Origin of the sequence: Aquimarina sp. TRL1 (assembly GCF_013365535.1) — a bacterium.
GTDB lineage: Bacteria > Bacteroidota > Bacteroidia > Flavobacteriales > Flavobacteriaceae > Aquimarina > Aquimarina hainanensis.
Window position 1 is genome coordinate 3,079,335 of sequence record NZ_CP053590.1, and the last position, 18,600, is coordinate 3,097,934.

The 18,600-nt window shown below is 35.7% G+C and carries 14 protein-coding genes and 3 tRNA genes; 4 read left to right on the plus strand and 13 right to left on the minus strand.

Annotated elements, in window-relative coordinates; all coding sequences use genetic code 11:
- Positions 1-215: 215 nt before the first annotated feature.
- A complete protein-coding gene (locus HN014_RS12390) occupies positions 216-1,094 on the minus strand; it encodes an AraC family transcriptional regulator (protein ID WP_176029177.1) in 879 nt (292 codons plus the stop codon).
- 105 nt (positions 1,095-1,199) lie between these two features.
- Here HN014_RS12390 and HN014_RS12395 point away from each other — a divergent pair, with 105 nt between their 5' ends.
- Both HN014_RS12395 and HN014_RS12400 read left to right on the plus strand, forming a co-directional pair.
- The gene (locus HN014_RS12395; RefSeq protein ID WP_176029178.1) at positions 1,200-1,925 is read left to right on the plus strand and encodes a phytanoyl-CoA dioxygenase family protein; all 726 of its coding nucleotides are present in this window, start codon (positions 1,200-1,202) and stop codon (positions 1,923-1,925) included.
- Positions 1,926-1,929: 4 nt separating this feature from the next.
- Positions 1,930-2,760, plus strand: a complete 831-nt coding sequence (locus HN014_RS12400) for a sugar phosphate isomerase/epimerase (RefSeq protein ID WP_176029179.1) — start codon at positions 1,930-1,932, stop codon at positions 2,758-2,760.
- A gap of 7 nt (positions 2,761-2,767) precedes the next feature.
- On the opposite strand, the gene HN014_RS12405 is transcribed toward HN014_RS12400, so the two are convergent.
- The 5 genes from HN014_RS12405 to HN014_RS12425 all read right to left on the minus strand — a co-directional run bounded on the left by HN014_RS12405 (position 2,768) and on the right by HN014_RS12425 (position 7,094).
- Positions 2,768-3,238: a YdeI/OmpD-associated family protein gene (locus tag HN014_RS12405; protein ID WP_176029180.1), complete on the minus strand. Its 471-nt coding sequence runs from the start codon at positions 3,236-3,238 to the stop codon at positions 2,768-2,770.
- Positions 3,239-3,374: 136 nt separating this feature from the next.
- On the minus strand, positions 3,375-5,804 hold the full coding sequence (locus HN014_RS12410; RefSeq protein WP_176029181.1) for a TonB-dependent receptor: 2,430 nt from the start codon (positions 5,802-5,804) through the stop codon (positions 3,375-3,377).
- Positions 5,805-6,723: 919 nt separating this feature from the next.
- Positions 6,724-6,807 (minus strand) — tRNA-Leu (locus HN014_RS12415).
- A 63-nt stretch (positions 6,808-6,870) separates the two neighbouring features.
- Positions 6,871-6,943: transfer RNA gene (locus tag HN014_RS12420), tRNA-Lys, on the minus strand.
- Between the two features lie 78 nt (positions 6,944-7,021).
- A tRNA-Lys gene (locus tag HN014_RS12425) sits at positions 7,022-7,094 on the minus strand.
- Positions 7,095-7,227: 133 nt separating this feature from the next.
- On the opposite strand from HN014_RS12425, the gene HN014_RS12430 reads away from it, so the two are divergent.
- A complete protein-coding gene (locus HN014_RS12430; protein WP_176029182.1) occupies positions 7,228-7,749 on the plus strand; it encodes a shikimate kinase in 522 nt (173 codons plus the stop codon).
- Here the strand turns inward: HN014_RS12430 and HN014_RS12435 are convergent.
- From HN014_RS12435 to HN014_RS12445, 3 genes are read right to left on the minus strand one after another with little or no spacing between them, the layout of a single operon-like run.
- Positions 7,736-8,236 carry a phosphoribosyltransferase family protein gene (locus HN014_RS12435; RefSeq protein WP_176029183.1) on the minus strand — a complete coding sequence of 167 codons (501 nt, stop codon included), beginning with the start codon at positions 8,234-8,236 and terminating at the stop codon, positions 7,736-7,738. The genes HN014_RS12430 and HN014_RS12435 overlap by 14 nt on opposite strands.
- Before the next feature lie 48 nt (positions 8,237-8,284).
- Positions 8,285-8,872, minus strand: a complete 588-nt coding sequence (locus HN014_RS12440; protein WP_176029184.1) for a methyltransferase domain-containing protein — start codon at positions 8,870-8,872, stop codon at positions 8,285-8,287.
- Positions 8,863-9,264 carry an RNA-binding S4 domain-containing protein gene (locus HN014_RS12445; RefSeq protein ID WP_176029185.1) on the minus strand — a complete coding sequence of 134 codons (402 nt, stop codon included), beginning with the start codon at positions 9,262-9,264 and terminating at the stop codon, positions 8,863-8,865. Before HN014_RS12445 ends, HN014_RS12440 begins: the two co-directional genes overlap by 10 nt.
- Before the next feature lie 88 nt (positions 9,265-9,352).
- On the opposite strand from HN014_RS12445, the gene HN014_RS12450 reads away from it, so the two are divergent.
- Positions 9,353-10,324 carry an FKBP-type peptidyl-prolyl cis-trans isomerase gene (locus tag HN014_RS12450; protein ID WP_176029186.1) on the plus strand — a complete coding sequence of 324 codons (972 nt, stop codon included), beginning with the start codon at positions 9,353-9,355 and terminating at the stop codon, positions 10,322-10,324.
- Between the two features lie 13 nt (positions 10,325-10,337).
- Here HN014_RS12450 and HN014_RS12455 read toward each other — a convergent pair whose 3' ends face one another.
- The 4 genes from HN014_RS12455 to HN014_RS12470 form a co-directional block, all read right to left on the minus strand.
- Complete coding sequence (locus HN014_RS12455; RefSeq protein ID WP_176029187.1) at positions 10,338-10,739, minus strand: DUF1801 domain-containing protein; 402 nt, start codon at positions 10,737-10,739, stop codon at positions 10,338-10,340.
- 215 nt (positions 10,740-10,954) lie between these two features.
- Positions 10,955-13,819 (minus strand): pitrilysin family protein, encoded by a 2,865-nt coding sequence (locus tag HN014_RS12460; RefSeq protein WP_176029188.1) that lies wholly within the window; start codon positions 13,817-13,819, stop codon positions 10,955-10,957.
- Between the two features lie 67 nt (positions 13,820-13,886).
- Positions 13,887-16,121: a M3 family metallopeptidase gene (locus HN014_RS12465; RefSeq protein ID WP_254883996.1), complete on the minus strand. Its 2,235-nt coding sequence runs from the start codon at positions 16,119-16,121 to the stop codon at positions 13,887-13,889.
- Positions 16,081-18,555: a M14 family metallopeptidase gene (locus tag HN014_RS12470; RefSeq protein ID WP_176029190.1), complete on the minus strand. Its 2,475-nt coding sequence runs from the start codon at positions 18,553-18,555 to the stop codon at positions 16,081-16,083. Before HN014_RS12470 ends, HN014_RS12465 begins: the two co-directional genes overlap by 41 nt.
- Positions 18,556-18,600: the final 45 nt, after the last annotated feature.

The window sequence follows — 18,600 nt, forward strand, 5'->3', positions numbered from 1 at the left end:
TGAATGGCTTAACAATCCACATTCTATTTTTTGAGACTTGTGATCTGTGTTTTTCAGATCGGTAAATCGCATAGCTAAAATAGGCTAGAAAGAAGGGAAAAAGAAATAGTTTAGAATTATTTAACGCCTCTGTTTATCTGACCTAAGAGTAGTTTTTCTTTAATCTTTTGATTTTCTATCTACTGTGTGTTTTTATAGAAAATGTTAATGTTTTGTTAGCTGTTTCTTTTAGGGAATAACTTGTGCGAAAGAAGAAAGGATTTGGGAGTGATTCCTGTGAATTTTTTAAAGGAAGTAGCAAAATATTGGGAGCTGTTATATCCTAAGTCAAAAGCAACTTGAGTGACTGATTTTTTTTGAGACAAAAGGATTTTTGCTTTCTCTATTTTTATTCTGTTAATGTATTCTTTGGGGGTAATACCTGTATTTTTTCTAAACCAGGGTTTAAAATATCCGGTAGATACATGAATAAGACTAGCTAGTTCATCTACATAAATAATACGATGAAGATTGTCCATGATGTATTGATTAATGATCTCCAGGCGTTCTGATGATGTTTCCTGAGTTGGGGTTTGCGCAAGATTTAATGTTTCTAGAAGTACATGAATCAATAAGTGGTTTATTTTTAATGCTGTTAGTGAGGAGGTAGGATTTTGTAGTTCGTTCATTAACTCCTCTAGTGAGGTTTTAAGGGAATGAGCTCCTTTAAAAATTATATCTGAATTTTTAGTGAGTTGGTTCAAAAGAGAGTTTGTTTGATGAGAGGGAAGGTTGCAGAGCAATCCTTCTTGTTCGTTAAGAGAGACCTGTAGCCAAAATAATTCACCTTTATCTTCTGGATAGGTGCCAGTACTGTGTTGTGTATTAGGAGAAATGATGATAATGTCATTCCCTTTTAATTGAAATAACTCGTTTTTGATGCGATAGAATTGTTGCCCTTTTAGAAAGAAGCATAATTCAATACTATCCTCATGAATGTGATTTTCCAGTTTGGGTTTAGCTTCTGTGTATTTGTAATGCCCGAATTGCAGAAAGCGATTGAATCCAAGTTTGTTTAGGTTGATAACGGTTCTTTCTGCTTTGTTGTTAGGCATATGATAAGTTTGTATAAAAAAGTAATGTAGTACAAATTTAGAAGACTTTAAAGCAGATACTTGTGAAATTTGTTTTTAGAATGTATAAATAAATTTTGGTGTGTTATGAAAAATAGATTTTTGACCTATGGTTTTTCCCATTTAGATGCATTAATATCTATAGATGAGGTGTATGAACTAAGAAGTACGTATAATGAGTTGTTGCTTGATAAAAAAAGGACGGCAGGGTTACGAAGTGATTTGTCAGGAGGAAAAGGAGTAGAGGAGGTAGAGCGAATTACGCAAATAATGAGACCAAGTAGTATCGAAGCATCTTTGTCTCAAAGCATCGCTTATCAGAGAGCTTTATTATGGGCAAAGGAGCTGTTAGGAGAAGATATGGAACTGGATTTTGATATGATGATAAACAAAGCTCCTTATACAGATACAGAAACCCCATGGCATCAGGATGCAGCGTATTGGATAGATATGCCGGATAAGCGTGCGGTAAGTTGCTGGATAGCTTTGGATGATGTGTATGAGGATAATGGTTGTATGTGGTTTAACCCTGTGGGACCAGATGAAGGTGTGTTGACACATAAAGCTTTGCCTAATGGAGGAGCTTTGTATTGTGATGCGGAAACAAATTTAGCACAGAGTATTCCTTTGAACCCGGGCGGATGCACGTTCCATAATGGTTTTGTACTTCATTATAGTAAGGGAAATGTAACGCCGAATCAAAGAAGGGCATTGATCCTTAATTTTAGACCAGCGGACATGATCGCCCTGGAAAGAAAACAAGGAGTAGATCATACAGGAAAAAGAGCATTTAGAAATAAACAGGGAAACTAAACGAATGGAGATTAAATTTATTTATCCTAGATGGGGGAGTGGAGATGTAAATTGGACTGAATTTTTTAAAAAAGTAAAAGAGGCAGGGTATGATGGCGTCGAGATAGACCTGCCATTGCGAGGAATCGAGAAATATGATGTCCTGAATCGATTAAAAGATTACGAGTTAGAGTTTGTAGGACAGCATTGGGAGACTAAAGATGTGAAGTTTTCTGATCACAAAGAGAATTTTAAAAGACATTTGTATAACTTAGTGGAAGCAGAACCTTTATTTGTTAATTCTCATACAGGAATGGATTTCTTTTCTTTTTCGCAAAATGGAGAATTACTGTTGTTAGCCGAAGAAATTGAAGATGAAACAGGGGTTCGAATTATTCATGAGACACATCGGTCGAGGTTTTGTTTCGCAGCTCATATAGGAGCGCTGTTTCTAAAAGAATTTCCTTTTCTGAAACTGACAGCAGATTTTTCGCATTGGTGTTGTGTAGCAGAATCTCTTTTAGAAAATCAGAAGGTTTCTGTAGAAAAAGCTATAGATCATAGCTTTCATATTCATGCTAGAGTAGGTTCGTCTCAGAGTCCACAAATCATAGATCCGAGAGATGAACTTTATAAAGAAGAGTTTACTGTATTTATGGGGTGGTGGAATAAAATAATAGATAAGGCATTATCCAGAAAAGATGATTATATAACAATTACTCCAGAGTATGGTCCTTTTCCGTATACATTATATGCTCCTAATACTACACAGGCTTTAGGGAATCAATGGGAGATTAATGAATTTATCCGAAAGGAAATTATGCTAAAGAGAAAACAAGTTCTTGGTAGTGTTTGATGTGGTTTTAGTGACAAGCTAATTCATCCATCATTTGTAAAATACGGGCTGCTTTTGTTTCGTCTTTTTTTGCAGAATAAATCCAATCTAGATAAGACTTTTTAGTTCCTTCTTTTAGGGATAAAAACTTTTGATAAATATCGTTAGATTCGTTTTGTAAACATTGTGTAATCTCATCAGGGATTAGAAGTGTCGTAGTATCTTTGAATAAACGTATTCTAACATAGTCACCGGCGGATTTATTTATTTTTTTTCGTATTACAGCTTTAACAGGGAGGAATAATGTGGTGTCTCCCATAGGCATTAATTTATGGTGTTGTAATTGATAATCGTCAATAGTGCCTTTTACTATAACCCACCCAAATGGAGTTGTTTTGTCAGGTTTTATTTCTGGTAAATGTGCGTAAGTCCATCCTCCTTTTCCTGGGAATTTCTGCAATAAATAGGTGTTGTCTACTAATGGGATTTCGTTATTCATCCTTGTTTTGAATTGAAATTCTACACTAAAAATAAAGGTTCTTTTTCTAAGAAATAGTAAATGAAATAAAAAAAACACCATGATGTCATGGTGTTTTCTTCATTATAAACTAGATAGTGCTCACTATGTGAGTGTGTTAGAATCTGTATGTTAAAATTGTGCTTATAGTAGCTGGGTTGATTCGGTTGATAAAAGCGGTTCTGTAAGCGTTAAATCCGGTTTCATTAAAAATATTGTCAACTAAGAAGTCGATGTTAAAATGTTCATTGATCCTGTAAGAAGCTTGTATGTTAACGGTTGTGTATGCTTCTAAGTCAAACGGTTTTACTCCAGGTTCAACTCCGGCATGAGTATAGCTTCGAGACCATACATTATGAGGGCGTTCTCCTAAGTAGTATGCTCCGACTCCTAATGATAATCCTTCAAGTTTATTTTCAAAACTATAACGTGCCCATGCATTAGCAGTATGTTCAGGGGTGTTTAATGGTCTGGAGTTAAAGTAATATGCCTGGTGATCTTTGTATTTGGCATCTAGATATGAATATCCGGCGATAAGTTGTAGGTTGGGAAGTACACGACCTATTAGTTCTACTTCTACTCCTTGTCTTACATCTTCTCCTCCTTGCTGATAGTATCCTAATCCATTACCTGCATCGTCAACAACCTGTAAGTTTAGGTTTTTGTTTTGTGCTAGGAATAGGGTAACATTAAATCGCAAAGCTTCTTCCAACCATGTAGATTTGATTCCTGATTCGAATTGATCCCAACGTTCGGTACCTAATTCTTCTCCATTATTATCTGTGTAGAATGAGGTTCTTGGGTCAGAGCTGCTGGCATAAGAACCAAATACTGTGATGTTTTCTGTTGGTTTTACATTAAAACCAACTAATGGGTTTAGTGCGTCATCTGTTTTGGAGCCACTTAACTGGCGTCCGATAAAGTTACCCCGGGTTCGTTCCATGGATGTATATCGCAATCCTAAAAATACGTCTAACCAATCAGTTACTCCTACTTTATCTTGAATGACAAAACCATATGATTTAAACTGAGATCCAGAGCCTCTGTCGGGATTAGCAGCAACAAGAACCCCTTGTGGTAACTCATTTGGGATTTTTGTAAAAACATCAATGATATCTACATAAGACCTGTCTCCCGGGTATGTTACATTATATGGAGTGCTGTTGAACTCGGAAGTTCTGTGGTCTACACCAACCTGGAAAGTATGTGATAAGAATCCGGTTTTAATATTTTTTCCGACTACATCAATTTGAAGTACGCTATTGTTATCGGCTCTTTCATCAGCATAATACGTTCTATATCGTTGATTAGAATCCAGGGCAGGTAATTGTTGTCTGGTACCTGTTGTAAGGTATGAGCTTTCTGTGTAAAGATCCAGTTCCGAGGAAAAATAACCTGCTTTCAAATCAATTTTATCAGTCAGTTTTCTGTCAAAACGGATTGCGTAAGTTGTGTTTTTTGTGTTTTGCCTGTCTGAAGCAAATCCTACAAATTGGTCGTTAGGTAATTTGTAGATGTTATTGGTGTCGTAACCTCCTAAGTTGATTGTTCCCTGATCAGGAGTTCTTCCATCTGTCAGATAATCCATTTCTACAATTATGGTTGTTTTGTCATCTGGTTTCCATGCCAGAGATGGATTGATGTATAAGCGTTCAGAGTTAACCCGTGTTCTGTAGCTATCTGCTCTGTCATAGGACCCATTGATTCTAAAAGCAATGTTTTGTTTTTCATTTAGGGGGCCATAGAAGTCAAAAGCTGGTCGGACTCTGCCAAAACTTCCTGTTCTAAAACTGATTTCTCCTCCTTCGTGGAATTTAGGAGTTTTTGTAGCAATATTAATTACCCCTCCAGCAGATCCGAGGTCGGTTCCTAGTCCTTGACTAATTGCAGAAATTCCTTTCAAAATTTGGATGTTGTCAACTCCAGCCATATCTGTTAAGACTCCCACTCCTCTGAAGTCAGAATTGATTCTAACCCCGTTTTTTAGAATAGGAATTCCTCTAAAACCTCTTAGTGACATACTTTCTTTAGTATTTCCATAGGTGGCAAAAGTGTATACCCCGGCTACGTTTTTTGTTACATCGCTTATGGTTAATGCTCCTTGTTGTTCGATAAGTTTGTGAGAAAGTACAGATATACTTTGTAGTTGTTCATTAGGAGCCAATGGTAATCTTGTTAGTGCTTCTATTTTTTCTGCTCTTTTATAGCGATCGCCAAAGACTTCTACTTCGTCTAACAAGGCGTCTTCTGATAATGTAATGGTGATGTTTGTTACAGTATTCGCTGTTACAGAAATTGCTTGTCGTGCGGTTTTATAGCCAATAGAACTTACTATAATAGTATATTCAGAAGCCGGAACATTGTTTATAGAAAAAACTCCGGATACATTAGCTTCTGCTCCAACACCAGCTTCTTTTAGCTGTATAGTGGCAAAGGGAATGGGTTCGTTGTTCTCGTTAGTAATTAACCCTTCGATACTTCCTGTCTCTTGGGCATAAATAAAGGGGGTACTGCATAAAACAAGAAATGCAAATAGTACTTTTTTCATCTTATTTAAATTTAGACTTATTTTAAATTATGACAAAAGTACTTACTATTTATGGTTTGTTTGGATTAAATACTGTTAATGTTTAACAGTAATTTACGGCTAGCTTAACAGTATCTTTATATGGAGTTGGTTTAGAGTGTGCTAAAAAAAATCACACCCCGTAAAGAGGTGTGATTTCATTAAATACTACTACAACCCAATAAGATATTATTCAACAGAATAATGACCCTATTTATTTTTAATATTTTAAAAACGTCTGGTTCGAATTACAAATTCTAAAAAAAAACTATACTATATCGATTTAATAAAAACCATTACGTTTAATCAAGGTGAAGTTGGAAATGGTTTCGTAGAGTAGGAGTACTACTGTTTTTGATATTGAGAAAATATTGATTGTAAGAAAAGTATAATTGGTTTCATAGAGTAAGTAGAACTAGTGTTTGTTATTTTTTATGATTTTGTTGGTTAATTGTTTGATTCAAATTTAATTAGCGATTTTCATACACAGGGAAGTTTCTTGTTTATTAACTTTATTTTAGTAAATAGAGTGTTTTTATTTGTAAAAATTAACAGCTACTGGTTGGGTTGGGTTTGTTAGGTAAATTGTTGTTATTATAGTGTGTTTGACCTACGTTTCTTGTTAAGAAAAAAAGAATGCGAAAAATGAAGAAAAACTAATTAAATGTTAAAAGGAATAAATAAAAAAGCATTTTTCTTTATGTCTTAAGATCAAAAAAATAGGATATTTTCATGGATAGTAAAAATCGTGTTTTGTTTGTGATAAAGGGAAGGTGAACATTTGAAAAGAGGAAGATCTTCGGATGTTTCATTTGTTACAATATCAAATACGTTAACTGTTTGGTATTGTAAATATAGTATTTGAAGAAAAATGAAAGTCAGATAATTGAAATATATTTAGTGCCCAGAATGGGAGTCGAACCCATACGCCCTAATGGACACATGGCCCTCAACCATGCCTGTCTACCAGTTCCAGCACCTGGGCAGAATATCATTTTATTGAATATAGATAGTAATTATAAAATTACAATAGAATAATGATATGTTGTGACCGGGCTGGGGCTCGAACCCAGGACCCTCTCCTTAAAAGGGAGATGCTCTACCAACTGAGCTACCCGGTCATTTGATTAGATGTTGTCATCTAAAAACAAAAAAAATATTTTACTGAACTTAGTAAGATATGTTGTAATATCTTGTTGTGACCGGGCTGGGGCTCGAACCCAGGACCCTCTCCTTAAAAGGGAGATGCTCTACCAACTGAGCTACCCGGTCATTCATTCTGTTCCTTGAATGCGGGTGCAAATATACTATCATTAATTTATTTTTCAAGAAAAAAATGACATAAATTTGAAAATATTTTTAAATCGTACTTTTCTAAGTAGAAAATAAGGCTAAAAATTATAGTATGAATATAGTGTTAATCGGTTATATGGGGAGTGGTAAGTCATTGGTAGGTAGATGTCTGTCGGAAACTATCGGTAGTGAGTATTTGGATCTAGATGATTATATAGAGGCAGAGGAAAAAAAAACAATAAAAAATATTTTTGAGGAGAAAGGAGAGGTGTATTTTCGAAAAAAAGAACATTTTTATTTAAAAAAGGTACTAGGTGCCTTCGAAAATACGGTTATTTCTCTGGGAGGGGGAACGCCTTGTTTTTCCGGAAATATTGAAATCATAAACAAATTAGCAGAAGGTCGTAGTATTTATCTTCAGACAGGAGTTGATGAATTGGTGGAACGGTTGTTTGGTGAAAAGAATAAACGCCCTCTGATAGCTCATCTGGATACCAAAGAGGCGTTACAAGATTTTATTAGAAAACATCTTTTCGAGCGCTCGTTTTATTATAATCAGGCAGCTTATAAGATTATTACAGATAAGAAGGCGCTGAATGATATTGTAGCAGAAATTCAGGCTATTTTAAAATAGCAATGTCATTGTCTCCCAAAGTAACTTCTACATGCTCGTGTAAGGATGTTGAGAGAGAGATTCCTTTAAAATCTGCTTTTATTGGGTATTTCTTATGATTTCTATTTACCAAAACAGCAGTTTTAAATTTAGATAGTGGTACATCCAAAAAATGCTTTACTCCGTATATCAATGCTGTTCCTGAATTTAATACATCGTCAGCAAGGACGACAGATTTATTTTTGTATGCTTCAGAGGATAGAGAGGTTACTACAGTATTCTGAGGAGATATTTTATCCATAGTAACCTCGCATAAGGTCACTTTGATATCAGATATTTCTTCCAGAACCTTTTTTAGTTTTTGAGCAAAAATAAACCCATTAACTTTGATTCCAGCAAGTATAATTTCTGTTTCATAGACGTTTGTCTCATATATTTGATATGCGATACGTCTTATTTTGTGCTGAATTTGTTCATGAGTAAGAATGATATTGCTTTCCGATTGCATGCTGAAAAAAATTAAATACTGTGAGCTACAAATATACTTTATAGATTGCTATTCCTTATAGTTTGTAAAGATAAAAAAGAGCTCGTTATTCTTTCTCGGAAGGATAGAATTATAACAAGGAGCTAATGTTTTTATTGTCAGGTGTTTTGAAAATAAAGCCTTGTATTCATTAATGTTTCCCCCAAAAGGAGGTCCGGGCTGATCAAAGTGTCTGGAAAAAAGAACCCCGATGATTTTTCCAGTAGGAGTAAGTAGTTTACTGACTTGTTGGGCGTAGTTTTCTCTTAATTTGGGGTCAAGTGCACAGAAAAAAGTTTGTTCAATAAGTAAGTCGAATTTTCCCTTTAGATTAAAGAAATTATCACAGATTAAATGTGTGTCAGGAAATTCTGGAACTCTAGATTTGAAATTAGAAAGTGCTTCTTCAGAAAAATCGAGTAAATAAGTATTTCTAAAACCATTTTTATAAAGAAACTCGGCTTCATACCCATTACCACCTCCGGGAATAAGAATTGTTAGTGCTTTATTTTGTAGCTGTTCAAAATATTGAGTGATAGGAGGAGAAGGCTGCCCGATATCCCAACCTGTCAATTTATTTTGATACCTATTGTTCCAGTATTCTTGATCTAATCCCATTCCTGATTATTTGTGTTTTCTTCTTTAGGGTCTTCCATCCAATCATCAATATCTCTTCGGTCTTTTTTAGTCGGTCTTCCGGTTCCTTTTTTGCGATAATAATCTTTCGAGTATTTTAATAAGTCTAATTTTTGCAACGATTCTTCTGGAGTAACGTCTTTACGATATATATCGACAAGTTTGGCTCCGAGTCTGCTGTCGGGAGTGTCCAAAACGATTAGTTCATAATTGATTTGGTTTTTTCTTACGGATATTTTATCCATAGGATACACTTCCCGGGAAGGTTTTATAAGGTCTCCATTAACTCTGACTTTACCTTCTTTACATGCTTTTGTGGCGATACTGCGTGTTTTGAAGTATCGAATACACCATAAGTATTTATCAACTCGCATAAATTTGTTTTAAAATGCGTTTTATATCAAATAATTGTCAAGCAAAAGTACAAGAAAATTGTATCTTGCGCCTTCAAAAAGTAATCAGATGAATCTAAAGAAATATGTTTTTGTAGCTTCACTTGCTATGTGTGGTTTGTATTCGTGTAAAAAAGATGATGATGGAGGAGTCACCATTCAACCACCACGAGATAGAGGAGAACAACAGATAGAAGATGATAAGTTAATACAAGAATATCTGAAAACTCATTTTTTGGTGAATCCTATAGATGAGAATAATAAAGAGGTTCTTTTTGATACGATTCAGGGAGTCAATAGTGAAAAAGAATCGTTATACGCTTCTAAGAACCTAATTAAAAAGACGATTAAAAGATTTGATGTAGAATATACGTTGTATATTCTTAGTTATAATGAAGGTGTTGGAGAACGAGGAAAAGCAACTTTTGCAGATTCTACATTTATTGATTATAAAGGAGAGCTGTTTTATAAAAAAGACATAGCGCCTGATGATCCTACAGGAAGGATATTTGATAGTACAGCAACCCCTTTGTGGTTTGATCTTCCTGGTGTTGTAGAAGGGTTTAGAGAAGCAGCTGTAGACTTTAAAGGAGCTTCTGGTTTTGTAGAAAATCAAGATGGAACAGTAACTTATAATAATGATTTTGGGCATTATACGGTGTTTATTCCTTCGGGCTTAGCGTATTTTTCAGAATCGAGAACAGGAATACCTGTATATTCCCCTATCATGTTTACAGTACAGTTATATGATGTAAATCAAGCAGATCATGATGCAGACGGAATTCCTTCTTTCTTAGAGGATTTAGATAAGGACCGATTGTTAGCTTCCGATCTTGACGATAATACAGATGGAGATCGTGCTTTTGACTATTTAGATAATGATGATGATAATGATGGGGTATTAACAAAGAATGAAATTACCGTAGAAGATAAGAATGGAGATGGTAAGATTAGTGAGGATGAAATTACGTACTATGATGATGACGGAGATGGAGTGAAGAATCATCTTGATTTTGACGATCGGGAAGAAAAAAATAAATAATACTAAGAAGGCTTCAATAGGGAAGCCTTTTTTTATAAGAAAAACTATTGTGATAAGATACGGTGATGAGCTGTTGTAAAATAGCTATGTTGATATCACTTATTTGCTTGATGTATAAGCAGTGTTTTCCTCTCTTGTGCTTTCCTAAATCAGAAAGTAAACCTGGGTAGTTGTGTAATCCAGAAAGAATATAAATCCGAATATAAGGGGAGTGATAAGAAAAACCAGTTTTGAATTGAGAGGTCTCCGAACCATCTTTGTGGTTATATGTAGTGACTCCAAATCCAATTATATGATGTTCCCATAATTTTGGGGGATCTTCAGTGATAAATTCCATTAAGGAAAGTAATGTATTACAGTCTTCAATTCTGTCTTTGTCTTGTATACCTTGTATATACTGAGAAATAGATGTCATTGGGTATGCTATGAATATTAAACATGTAATGCTATAAAAGTTGGTATTTATAGTAAACTGCAAAAAAGGAGTATTTCGTATAAGAAATGGTTATTTTCTTAGAGGTGTGTGTAAGTGTTGAAGTCTGCCAGAAGAGAAATTAGTTAATAGTAAGGGGGGTGACGAATAAAAAAAGGTGCTGACATAGCACCTTTTTTATTGTTAGAAATTTATTTCTATTTCTTTGGAGTTCTGTTAAGCAAGACAGGCGTCCCTAAACCAAGTTTTTCCAATGGCTTTAATTGTGTTTTGGCATCTCCTACTATCAGGTAGAGCATTTTATCGCCATTTAGGTAGGTGTTTGCTAATAGTTTTATATCTTCTACTGTGATATTTTGTACAATCTGTTCTCTCTTCTTTACATAATCGTAAGGGAAATTATATAAGCTGATATTAGTAAGCATCTCTAATTTATCCGTGAGCGTTTCAAATGCTCTGGCATTACTCTTTGTTAAGAAGCTTTTAGTGATATTAAGATCTTCTGTACTATATTTATTACCATAGCTATTCATAATTTCTCGGATTAATTTACTGGACTCATAAGTTACATTAGATCGTACTCCACTGGTAATGGTAAAAGGACCTGGGATTGTACTGCCAGAGAATTGAGAAAATATTCCATAAGTATATCCTTTGCCTTCTCTTAATTGCTGAGTTAATTCTGAAGCAAACCCTCCTCCTCCGAAACGGTAATTCATGATAGTAGCAGGGAAGTAGTCCTTATCGGTTTGTGCCAGTGCAGGAGCACCAAATCTCAATACCGATTGCTTGGCTCCAGGAATATCATAGAAATAGATAGCAGGTTTTTCTATTTTTTTAGGAGCCTTGATTTCAGGGAATATAACCTCTTTAGGTTTCCACTGTTTATTTAGGTCAACCATAGAAGAATTTACCTGTGCTTTAGAAATATCTCCTACTACATGAAGTGTAGTGATCGAAGGAGAGATGTTTTTTTGGTAATACGTTTTTAGATCTTCCATTGTTATCAAAGAAACAGATTCCTCAGTTCCCAGATTGTTAAAAGATAAGATATGATTTTCTCCATAAATTAACTTTGCATATTGATTGGCGGCAACACTTCGGGGAATCGCTTTGAACTGTTGAATGTCGCTCAATGTACTTTGTTTAATCAGTGATAATTCTTTTTCGTCCCATCTGGGTTCCAGAATAATTTCCTGAATAAGTTTCATAGTCTTTGTGTAATTCCGGGATAAGGTACTTCCACTAATGACTATTGCTTCATCTCTAGCATATATATTGATATTGGCGCCAAGGCTTTCGATGGCATTTTCTAATGCTTCAGGTGTTTTGTTTTTTGTTCCTTTACTGAGAAGTTCAGCAAGAAGATTAGAGACTCCGGTTTTTGTTTTGTCTTCTAATAGAAGCCCTCCTTTTATATTCATATAAAAAGCAACCAATGGAACCTCTGAGGTTTCTATTCCGTATACCTTTAATCCAGATGTTAGGTTATCTTCCCATACCTGAGGAACAATAATTTCGGGAGTAGCTCCATATGGAGGTTCTATAGATCGGTCAAATGAAGATGGCGTTTTTTCATAAGAAGCAGTAAGGGTAGGGTCAAAAGCATCTTCTGCTCCTGCAATTATTTTTTCTTCTGTAACTGCTGCAAGTTTGGAGTCTTTTAAGGCTAAATTACGTTGTCTCAGAGGTACAAAACTGGTAGCAATATGAGGTTTGTTTTTTATGTATTGATTATAAACCCTTATGACATCTTCTGTTGTGACAGCTAAAATGTTTTTAATGTCTTTATTGATAAACCCAGGATCTTTAGCAAAGATTTGGTATTGTGCTAATTGAAAACCTTTCCCCAGAACACTAGACAGTCTATTGTAAAAGGTGGTTTCCTGACCAGCTTTAATTCTGTTGAGACTCTCCTCTGAGATACCTTCTTTCTCAAAAAGAAGAAATGCTTCTGTAATGGCATCATTCACCTGATTCAGGTTTATATTGTTAAAACCTCTGACAGATACAGAATACTGCCCGGCTAATTCAGAAGTTTCATTATACATGTTGACCGCGGAGGTGAGTTGTTTTTGTTCGACGAGAATTTTGTAAAAAGGAGCTTTTTTCCCCTCAGACAGGTAAGTGGCCAGTACCCGAAGGGGATAAGAATCTGGATGATATTGAGGTACAGATGGCCAGGTTAGGCTCAGCTGTGGTAATTTAGCGAAGTTGTCCTCGTAATATAACCTTTTAGTAGCTGTTAATGTAACAGGACGTTTTTCTAAGGGAGCGATATCTTCACCTCTTTTAATCTCATCGAAATATTTATGAACCCATTCTTTTGCCTGTTTACTATCAAAATCTCCAGCAATTGTCAGGGTAACATTATTAGGAGTATACCATTTGTTATAAAAATCTTTTACGTCTTGTAGGGTGGCGTTTTGCAGGTCTTCTAGAGAACCGATTACCTGCCAGTTGTACGGATGCCCTTCTGGATATAGGTATTTGTCAATCACGTATGATTCGTGACCGTAAGGGCGGTTGTCAACGTTTTGGCGTTTTTCATTTTTTACTACTTGTTTTTCCTTAGCCAGAACAGGCTCTGTAACTGTATTGATAAAATATCCAAGCTTATCCGCTTCTGCCCAGATCATTTTTTCCAATGCATCTTTGGGGACAGTTTGGTAATAGTTGGTGCGATCTCTGCTGGTAGATCCATTGGCTCCTGATCCTCCAATTCGAGCGCTCATTTGATCAAGCCCTCCTTTTCCCAGGTTTTCAGACTCCAAAAACAGAAGGTGTTCAAAGAGATGAGCGAAACCAGTTCTCCCTTTTTTCTCCCGTGCAGAGCCTACATGAGCGGTTAATGCTACTGCCACAACAGGATCAGATCGATCAATGTGGAATATTACCTGAAGCCCGTTATCCAAAGAAAAAGTTTCGTAGTCTATATGGAAATCTTTGGAGGTGGATTCTTCACTGGTGGGAGGTTTTTTTTCTTCAGAAATCTCCTTTTTACAACTTGTTGTGATGGTTGTAAAGATAAGAGCAATCAGTAAATAACGAGTTGTTTTCATGATTGAGAAATTTTATGATTTTTTAAAAAGGATACTCCCTTTTTTTGTTGAAAAGGGAGTGTTGAAATTATTTTTTAGGGATAGGAAATCCGCGGTCTTTCATCAATGCTTCAATAGTTGCGTCTCTTCCTCGGAATTGTTTATAAGCTTCTGCGGGGTCCACCGCATTTCTCGGAGAAAATAGATGTGTAACGAGTTTAGAAGCTAGTTCTTTATCGTAGAAACCTCCAGGTGCTTCTCCAAATGCTTCTGCAGCATCAGAAGTAAGAACATCAGCCCACATATAACCATAATACGCTGTAGCGTACCCTTCTCCAGAAAATACATGCCCGAAGTGAGGTGTTCTGTGACGCATTACCAATTCCTTAGGCATTTTTAATTCTTTTAGTGTCTCTTTTTCAAAAGTAGTAATGTCGATATTTGAAGGATCTGCCAGATGAAGTTTCATATCCATTAAAGCAGAAGCGAGATATTCCGTTGTCGCAAATCCTTGATTAAAGGTTGCGGCTTTCTTTATTTTGTTTACTAAATGTCCAGGAATAGGTTCTCCGGTTTTGTGATGAACAAGGAATTTGTTGATAACGTTGTCGGTAGATAGCCATCGTTCCAAAAGTTGAGATTGGAATTCAGTATAGTCTCTTACTCCGCTGTTTAGTGTAGGGTACTTTACATTAGAGGAAAAGAAGTGTAATGCATGCCCAAATTCATGAAAGAAAGTAGTAGCATCATCCCAGGATACTAATACAGGTTCTCCAGGAGCAGGTTTTACGAAATTGGAATTATTAGAAGCAAGTACTGTTTTTTTTCCATCAAAGGTAGTATGACTTCTATAGGTTGTCGCCCAGGCTCCTGATCTTTTCCCTGGTCTGGAAAAAGGGTCTAAATACCAAAGACCAATATGTGCTTTGGTAGATCGGTCCGTAACATCCCATACTTTGACATCTTCATGGAATACAGGAACACTCCCTTCTGGAACAGGAGTGAAATCATAATTGAATAGTTCTCCTGCTACATAAAATAATGCCTGTGTTAGTTTATTGAGTTGTAGATATTGTTTTACTTCGTCAGAATCCAAGTCGTATTTCTTTTTCCGAACCTTTTCTGCATAATATCGGTAATCCCAAGGGGCTATTTTTAAATTATCTCCATTGGTGTCAGCAACATTTTGCATATCGTGTACTTCTTCTTTTACTCTGGCAATAGCAGCAGGCCAGACAGCATTCATTAATTCCATGGCATTTTCCGGCGTTTTTGCCATTCGGTTTTGCAATCGCCATGCAGCATAATTATCAAACCCTAGTAATTGAACCCGTTCTTTTCTCAATGTTAGGATTTTTTTGATAATCTCTTTGTTATCGAATGTATCGCCATTGTCTCCTCTGGAGTAATAGTTTTTCCATACTTTTTCTCGGATTTCTCTTTCGGTAGAATACGTAAGAAAAGGAGACATCGAAGACCGAGTATTAGTTATAGCGTATGCTCCTTCTTTTCCGTTGTCACTGGCAATTTTTGCAGCAGCCTTAATCATACTCTCAGAAAGTCCCCCTAACTGATCTTTCGATAAGTAGGTGATATAATTTTCTTCATCTGCTAATACATTATTAGAGAAGGTAGTGTATAGGGAAGAAAGTTCCTTATTAATGGCGGCGTATCTCGCTTTTTTATCATTGTTCAATTCTGCTCCATTCATTGCAAAATTGGTGTATATTAATTGAAGAAGACGCTGTTTGTCTGCTTCTAAAGGTTTTTTTTGAGCTTCCTCAAACACTGTTTTTATTCGTTCAAATAAGAGACTGTTTTGAGAAATTTTAGAATAAAAATCAGAAAGCTCAGGAGCGAGTTTTCCTTGGATTTCTCTAAACTCAGGAGAGGAAAGGTTACTGCTTAAGATATTGTAATATGTCTGTACTCGATTTAATTCAGATCCTGCTTTTTCATATGGAATGATGGTGTTCTCGAAAGAAGGAAGTTCTTTGTTAGAAGTGATAATATCTATTTCTTCTAGTTGAGATTTCATTCCCTGTCGCATTGCCGGGATGATATCAGCAAGTTTCATTTTGTCAAACGCAGGAATTCCTCCGTAAGGTCCTTCCCATTCTTGTAGCAAGATATTGTTACTTGTTTTAGTAGTATCTGATTTCACGGGTTCTTCTTTTTTAGTCGTTTCCTGGCATCCTATTGCTAACAGCAGAAAGCATAAGCAAAAGGACTTGAGAAATTGAGTTGTTTTTTTTTGATGCATGGGTTGTAGATTGATGTAATTAGATTCTGAATTTATGGTTATTGGTAAAAAAAACAGCATTGACGAAAAATAGTTTCCCATTTTCCCAAAATGATCTGAAAAGAGGATTGTCTACCATGTAAATAATACTACCATTTCCTAATCGGCACTCCCCAAAGACCAGAGAGTTTTTTAGACCGCTTAAAGCTTCTTTACCGGCAAACCCGGAAACGTTCTCTGGCGTTTTTATATAGGATACATTATATCCTTTTTGTAAGAGTTTATAGGAGTCTTTACCTAGTTTTAGACTAAAATAAGTGTCTGGGTAACCAAAAGCCATAGGGTGTGATGTATCTATTTTTGTTTTGAAAATGCTTCCTGTTATAAAATTAGTTACACTTTCTTTTTCTCTTTGGTCGTATGGAATTAAGTTTCCTAAAGTATCTTTTGATTTTTTAGCACTATGAGGTGTTAGATCATACCCTTTTTGGTTAGAGAAAATTTTCATAGCGTTAGAAATAGCAATTACTTTTCCTCCAGAAGCGATCCATTGTTGTAATTTCTCTTTTGTGTTTTTGTCAAAATATGCACCGTAATAACCATTGGGTAGTATTAAAATATCGTATTGACGAAGATCAGTTTGTTTAAAATAATCTGTATCAATAGCCGTAATAGGATAGTGGAGCTGTTGTTCAAAAAAATGCCAGATTTCTCCGTAGTTTAATGAAGAGGTGCGTTTTCCTTTTAAGACTGCAATTTTTGCTTTGTTAATTAGTTTTACATCCGGAGAACCAAAGTCAACTCCTTGATTAGCGAAACTTGTTATTGCATTATGAAGTTTTCTTTGATGTTTGTTTGCCAAGGACGTAACTACCTCGTCATAGTTGCTAAGGTTTTTATTGTCGCTTTTTGTGATGATGAGGCTTCCTTTTTTAAAAAAAATGTTGTTATTCGTGAAGTCTTTTTCACTGAAACGCACTTTAATTCCATTTTGCAGTAAATCACTTAAGAAAGAAGCGTCTTGTAAGCTATTCCATTTGCTAATGTATCCCGCGGCTGATGGGGAAGGAGTATTGTGTATGGATGTCGTATTTTTAGGACTATGGGGAATAAGTGTAGTCGAAGCGACAGCATCTAAACCATAAGCATATGGGATGCTCCAGGCAGTAATATCATACGTCAGAGGGTTGGTGAGTAATGCATTGGGTTCGAAAAGAACCTTGATCATTTTTCCTTTGGGTTGATTCGTATTTACAACCAGAGCTCCTTTAGTATTAATGCTTCCTTGTTTATTGGTTGAATACAGGTACCCTTTGACCTTTTCTAATGTTGTATATCCGTATTCAATTTGGTGTTTGTCTAATAGTTTTGTTAATGATTTTAGTTTATCTTCAGCTCCATTAAGTACATAGCTTTTGTATTTTAATGAGGTATTGTCAAAGAATTTTCTAAATTCTTTATTGAGCTTGGAAGCATTTTTAGAAGATATCTCTACAGTAGATAAGCCGGTAGTCGTATGATGAAGTGCCCGATCTTTTAAGGTTAATATATACCCTTCGTCTGTTTGAATACCTAAGCCGGCTCTTCCGTGACCTGCTTGTTCATAGGTCATACCTATAGCTCCCATAAAGGTAGGGTAGGTGTCTCCATAGCTAGGATATAGAAGGTCAAAACGTTCCCGAGTAAAATAAAGCCAGCCTTCTTTATCAAAATAAGTAGCGTGATTCTGACCAATTTGTGTTTGGAATTCTCTTTGCCATGGAGAAATGATCTCATGAAATGGCTCTGCTGCAGGAGCAAAATAATATGGTTCGTTAATTCCTTGTTCATGAAAGTCAACATGTATATGAGGTAACCATTGATTATAGATAGCGAGACGCTGAGAGGATTCTACCTGTGAAGCCCATGCCCAATCGCGATTTAGGTCAAACAAATAGTGATTAGGCCTCCCTCCTGGCCAGGGTTCGTGATGTTCCGAAGCATCTTGATTTGTATTAAATGGAGTGCTCTTTACCTGATTATACCAATTAACATATCGGTCTCTTCCATCTGGATTTAAACAAGGATCTATAATAACTACAGTGTTCTGAAGCCATTCCTTTTTTTTAGTAATCAATTCATACAACGTAATCATCGCTGCTTCCGTACTGGAGGCTTCATTACCATGTACATTGTAGCTTAGCCAAACAATAGCGATTTCAGGAACTGTATAAGTATTGGAGTGTTCCGTGTTCTGTAAGTGACTTGTTCTTATTTTTTCCAGATTTTGGATGTTTTGCTCACTGGATATAACAGCATAAGTTAGCGGTCTTCGCTCATTGGTCGCACCATATGTGTGATATGTGACTAATGGAGAGTTGTTTGCCACGTACTCAAAGTAGTTGATGACATTAGCGTGGCGTGTAAATTGACTCCCTATTTCATATCCAAGAAAATCCTGTGGCGATTGTATCTTGTTCTGAGCGTAAGAAATACAAACAGAAACGACTAAGAAAAATGATAATATTTTTTTCATTAATAGAATTTTAGATCGGTAAAATACTGCCTTAAAATTAGGATA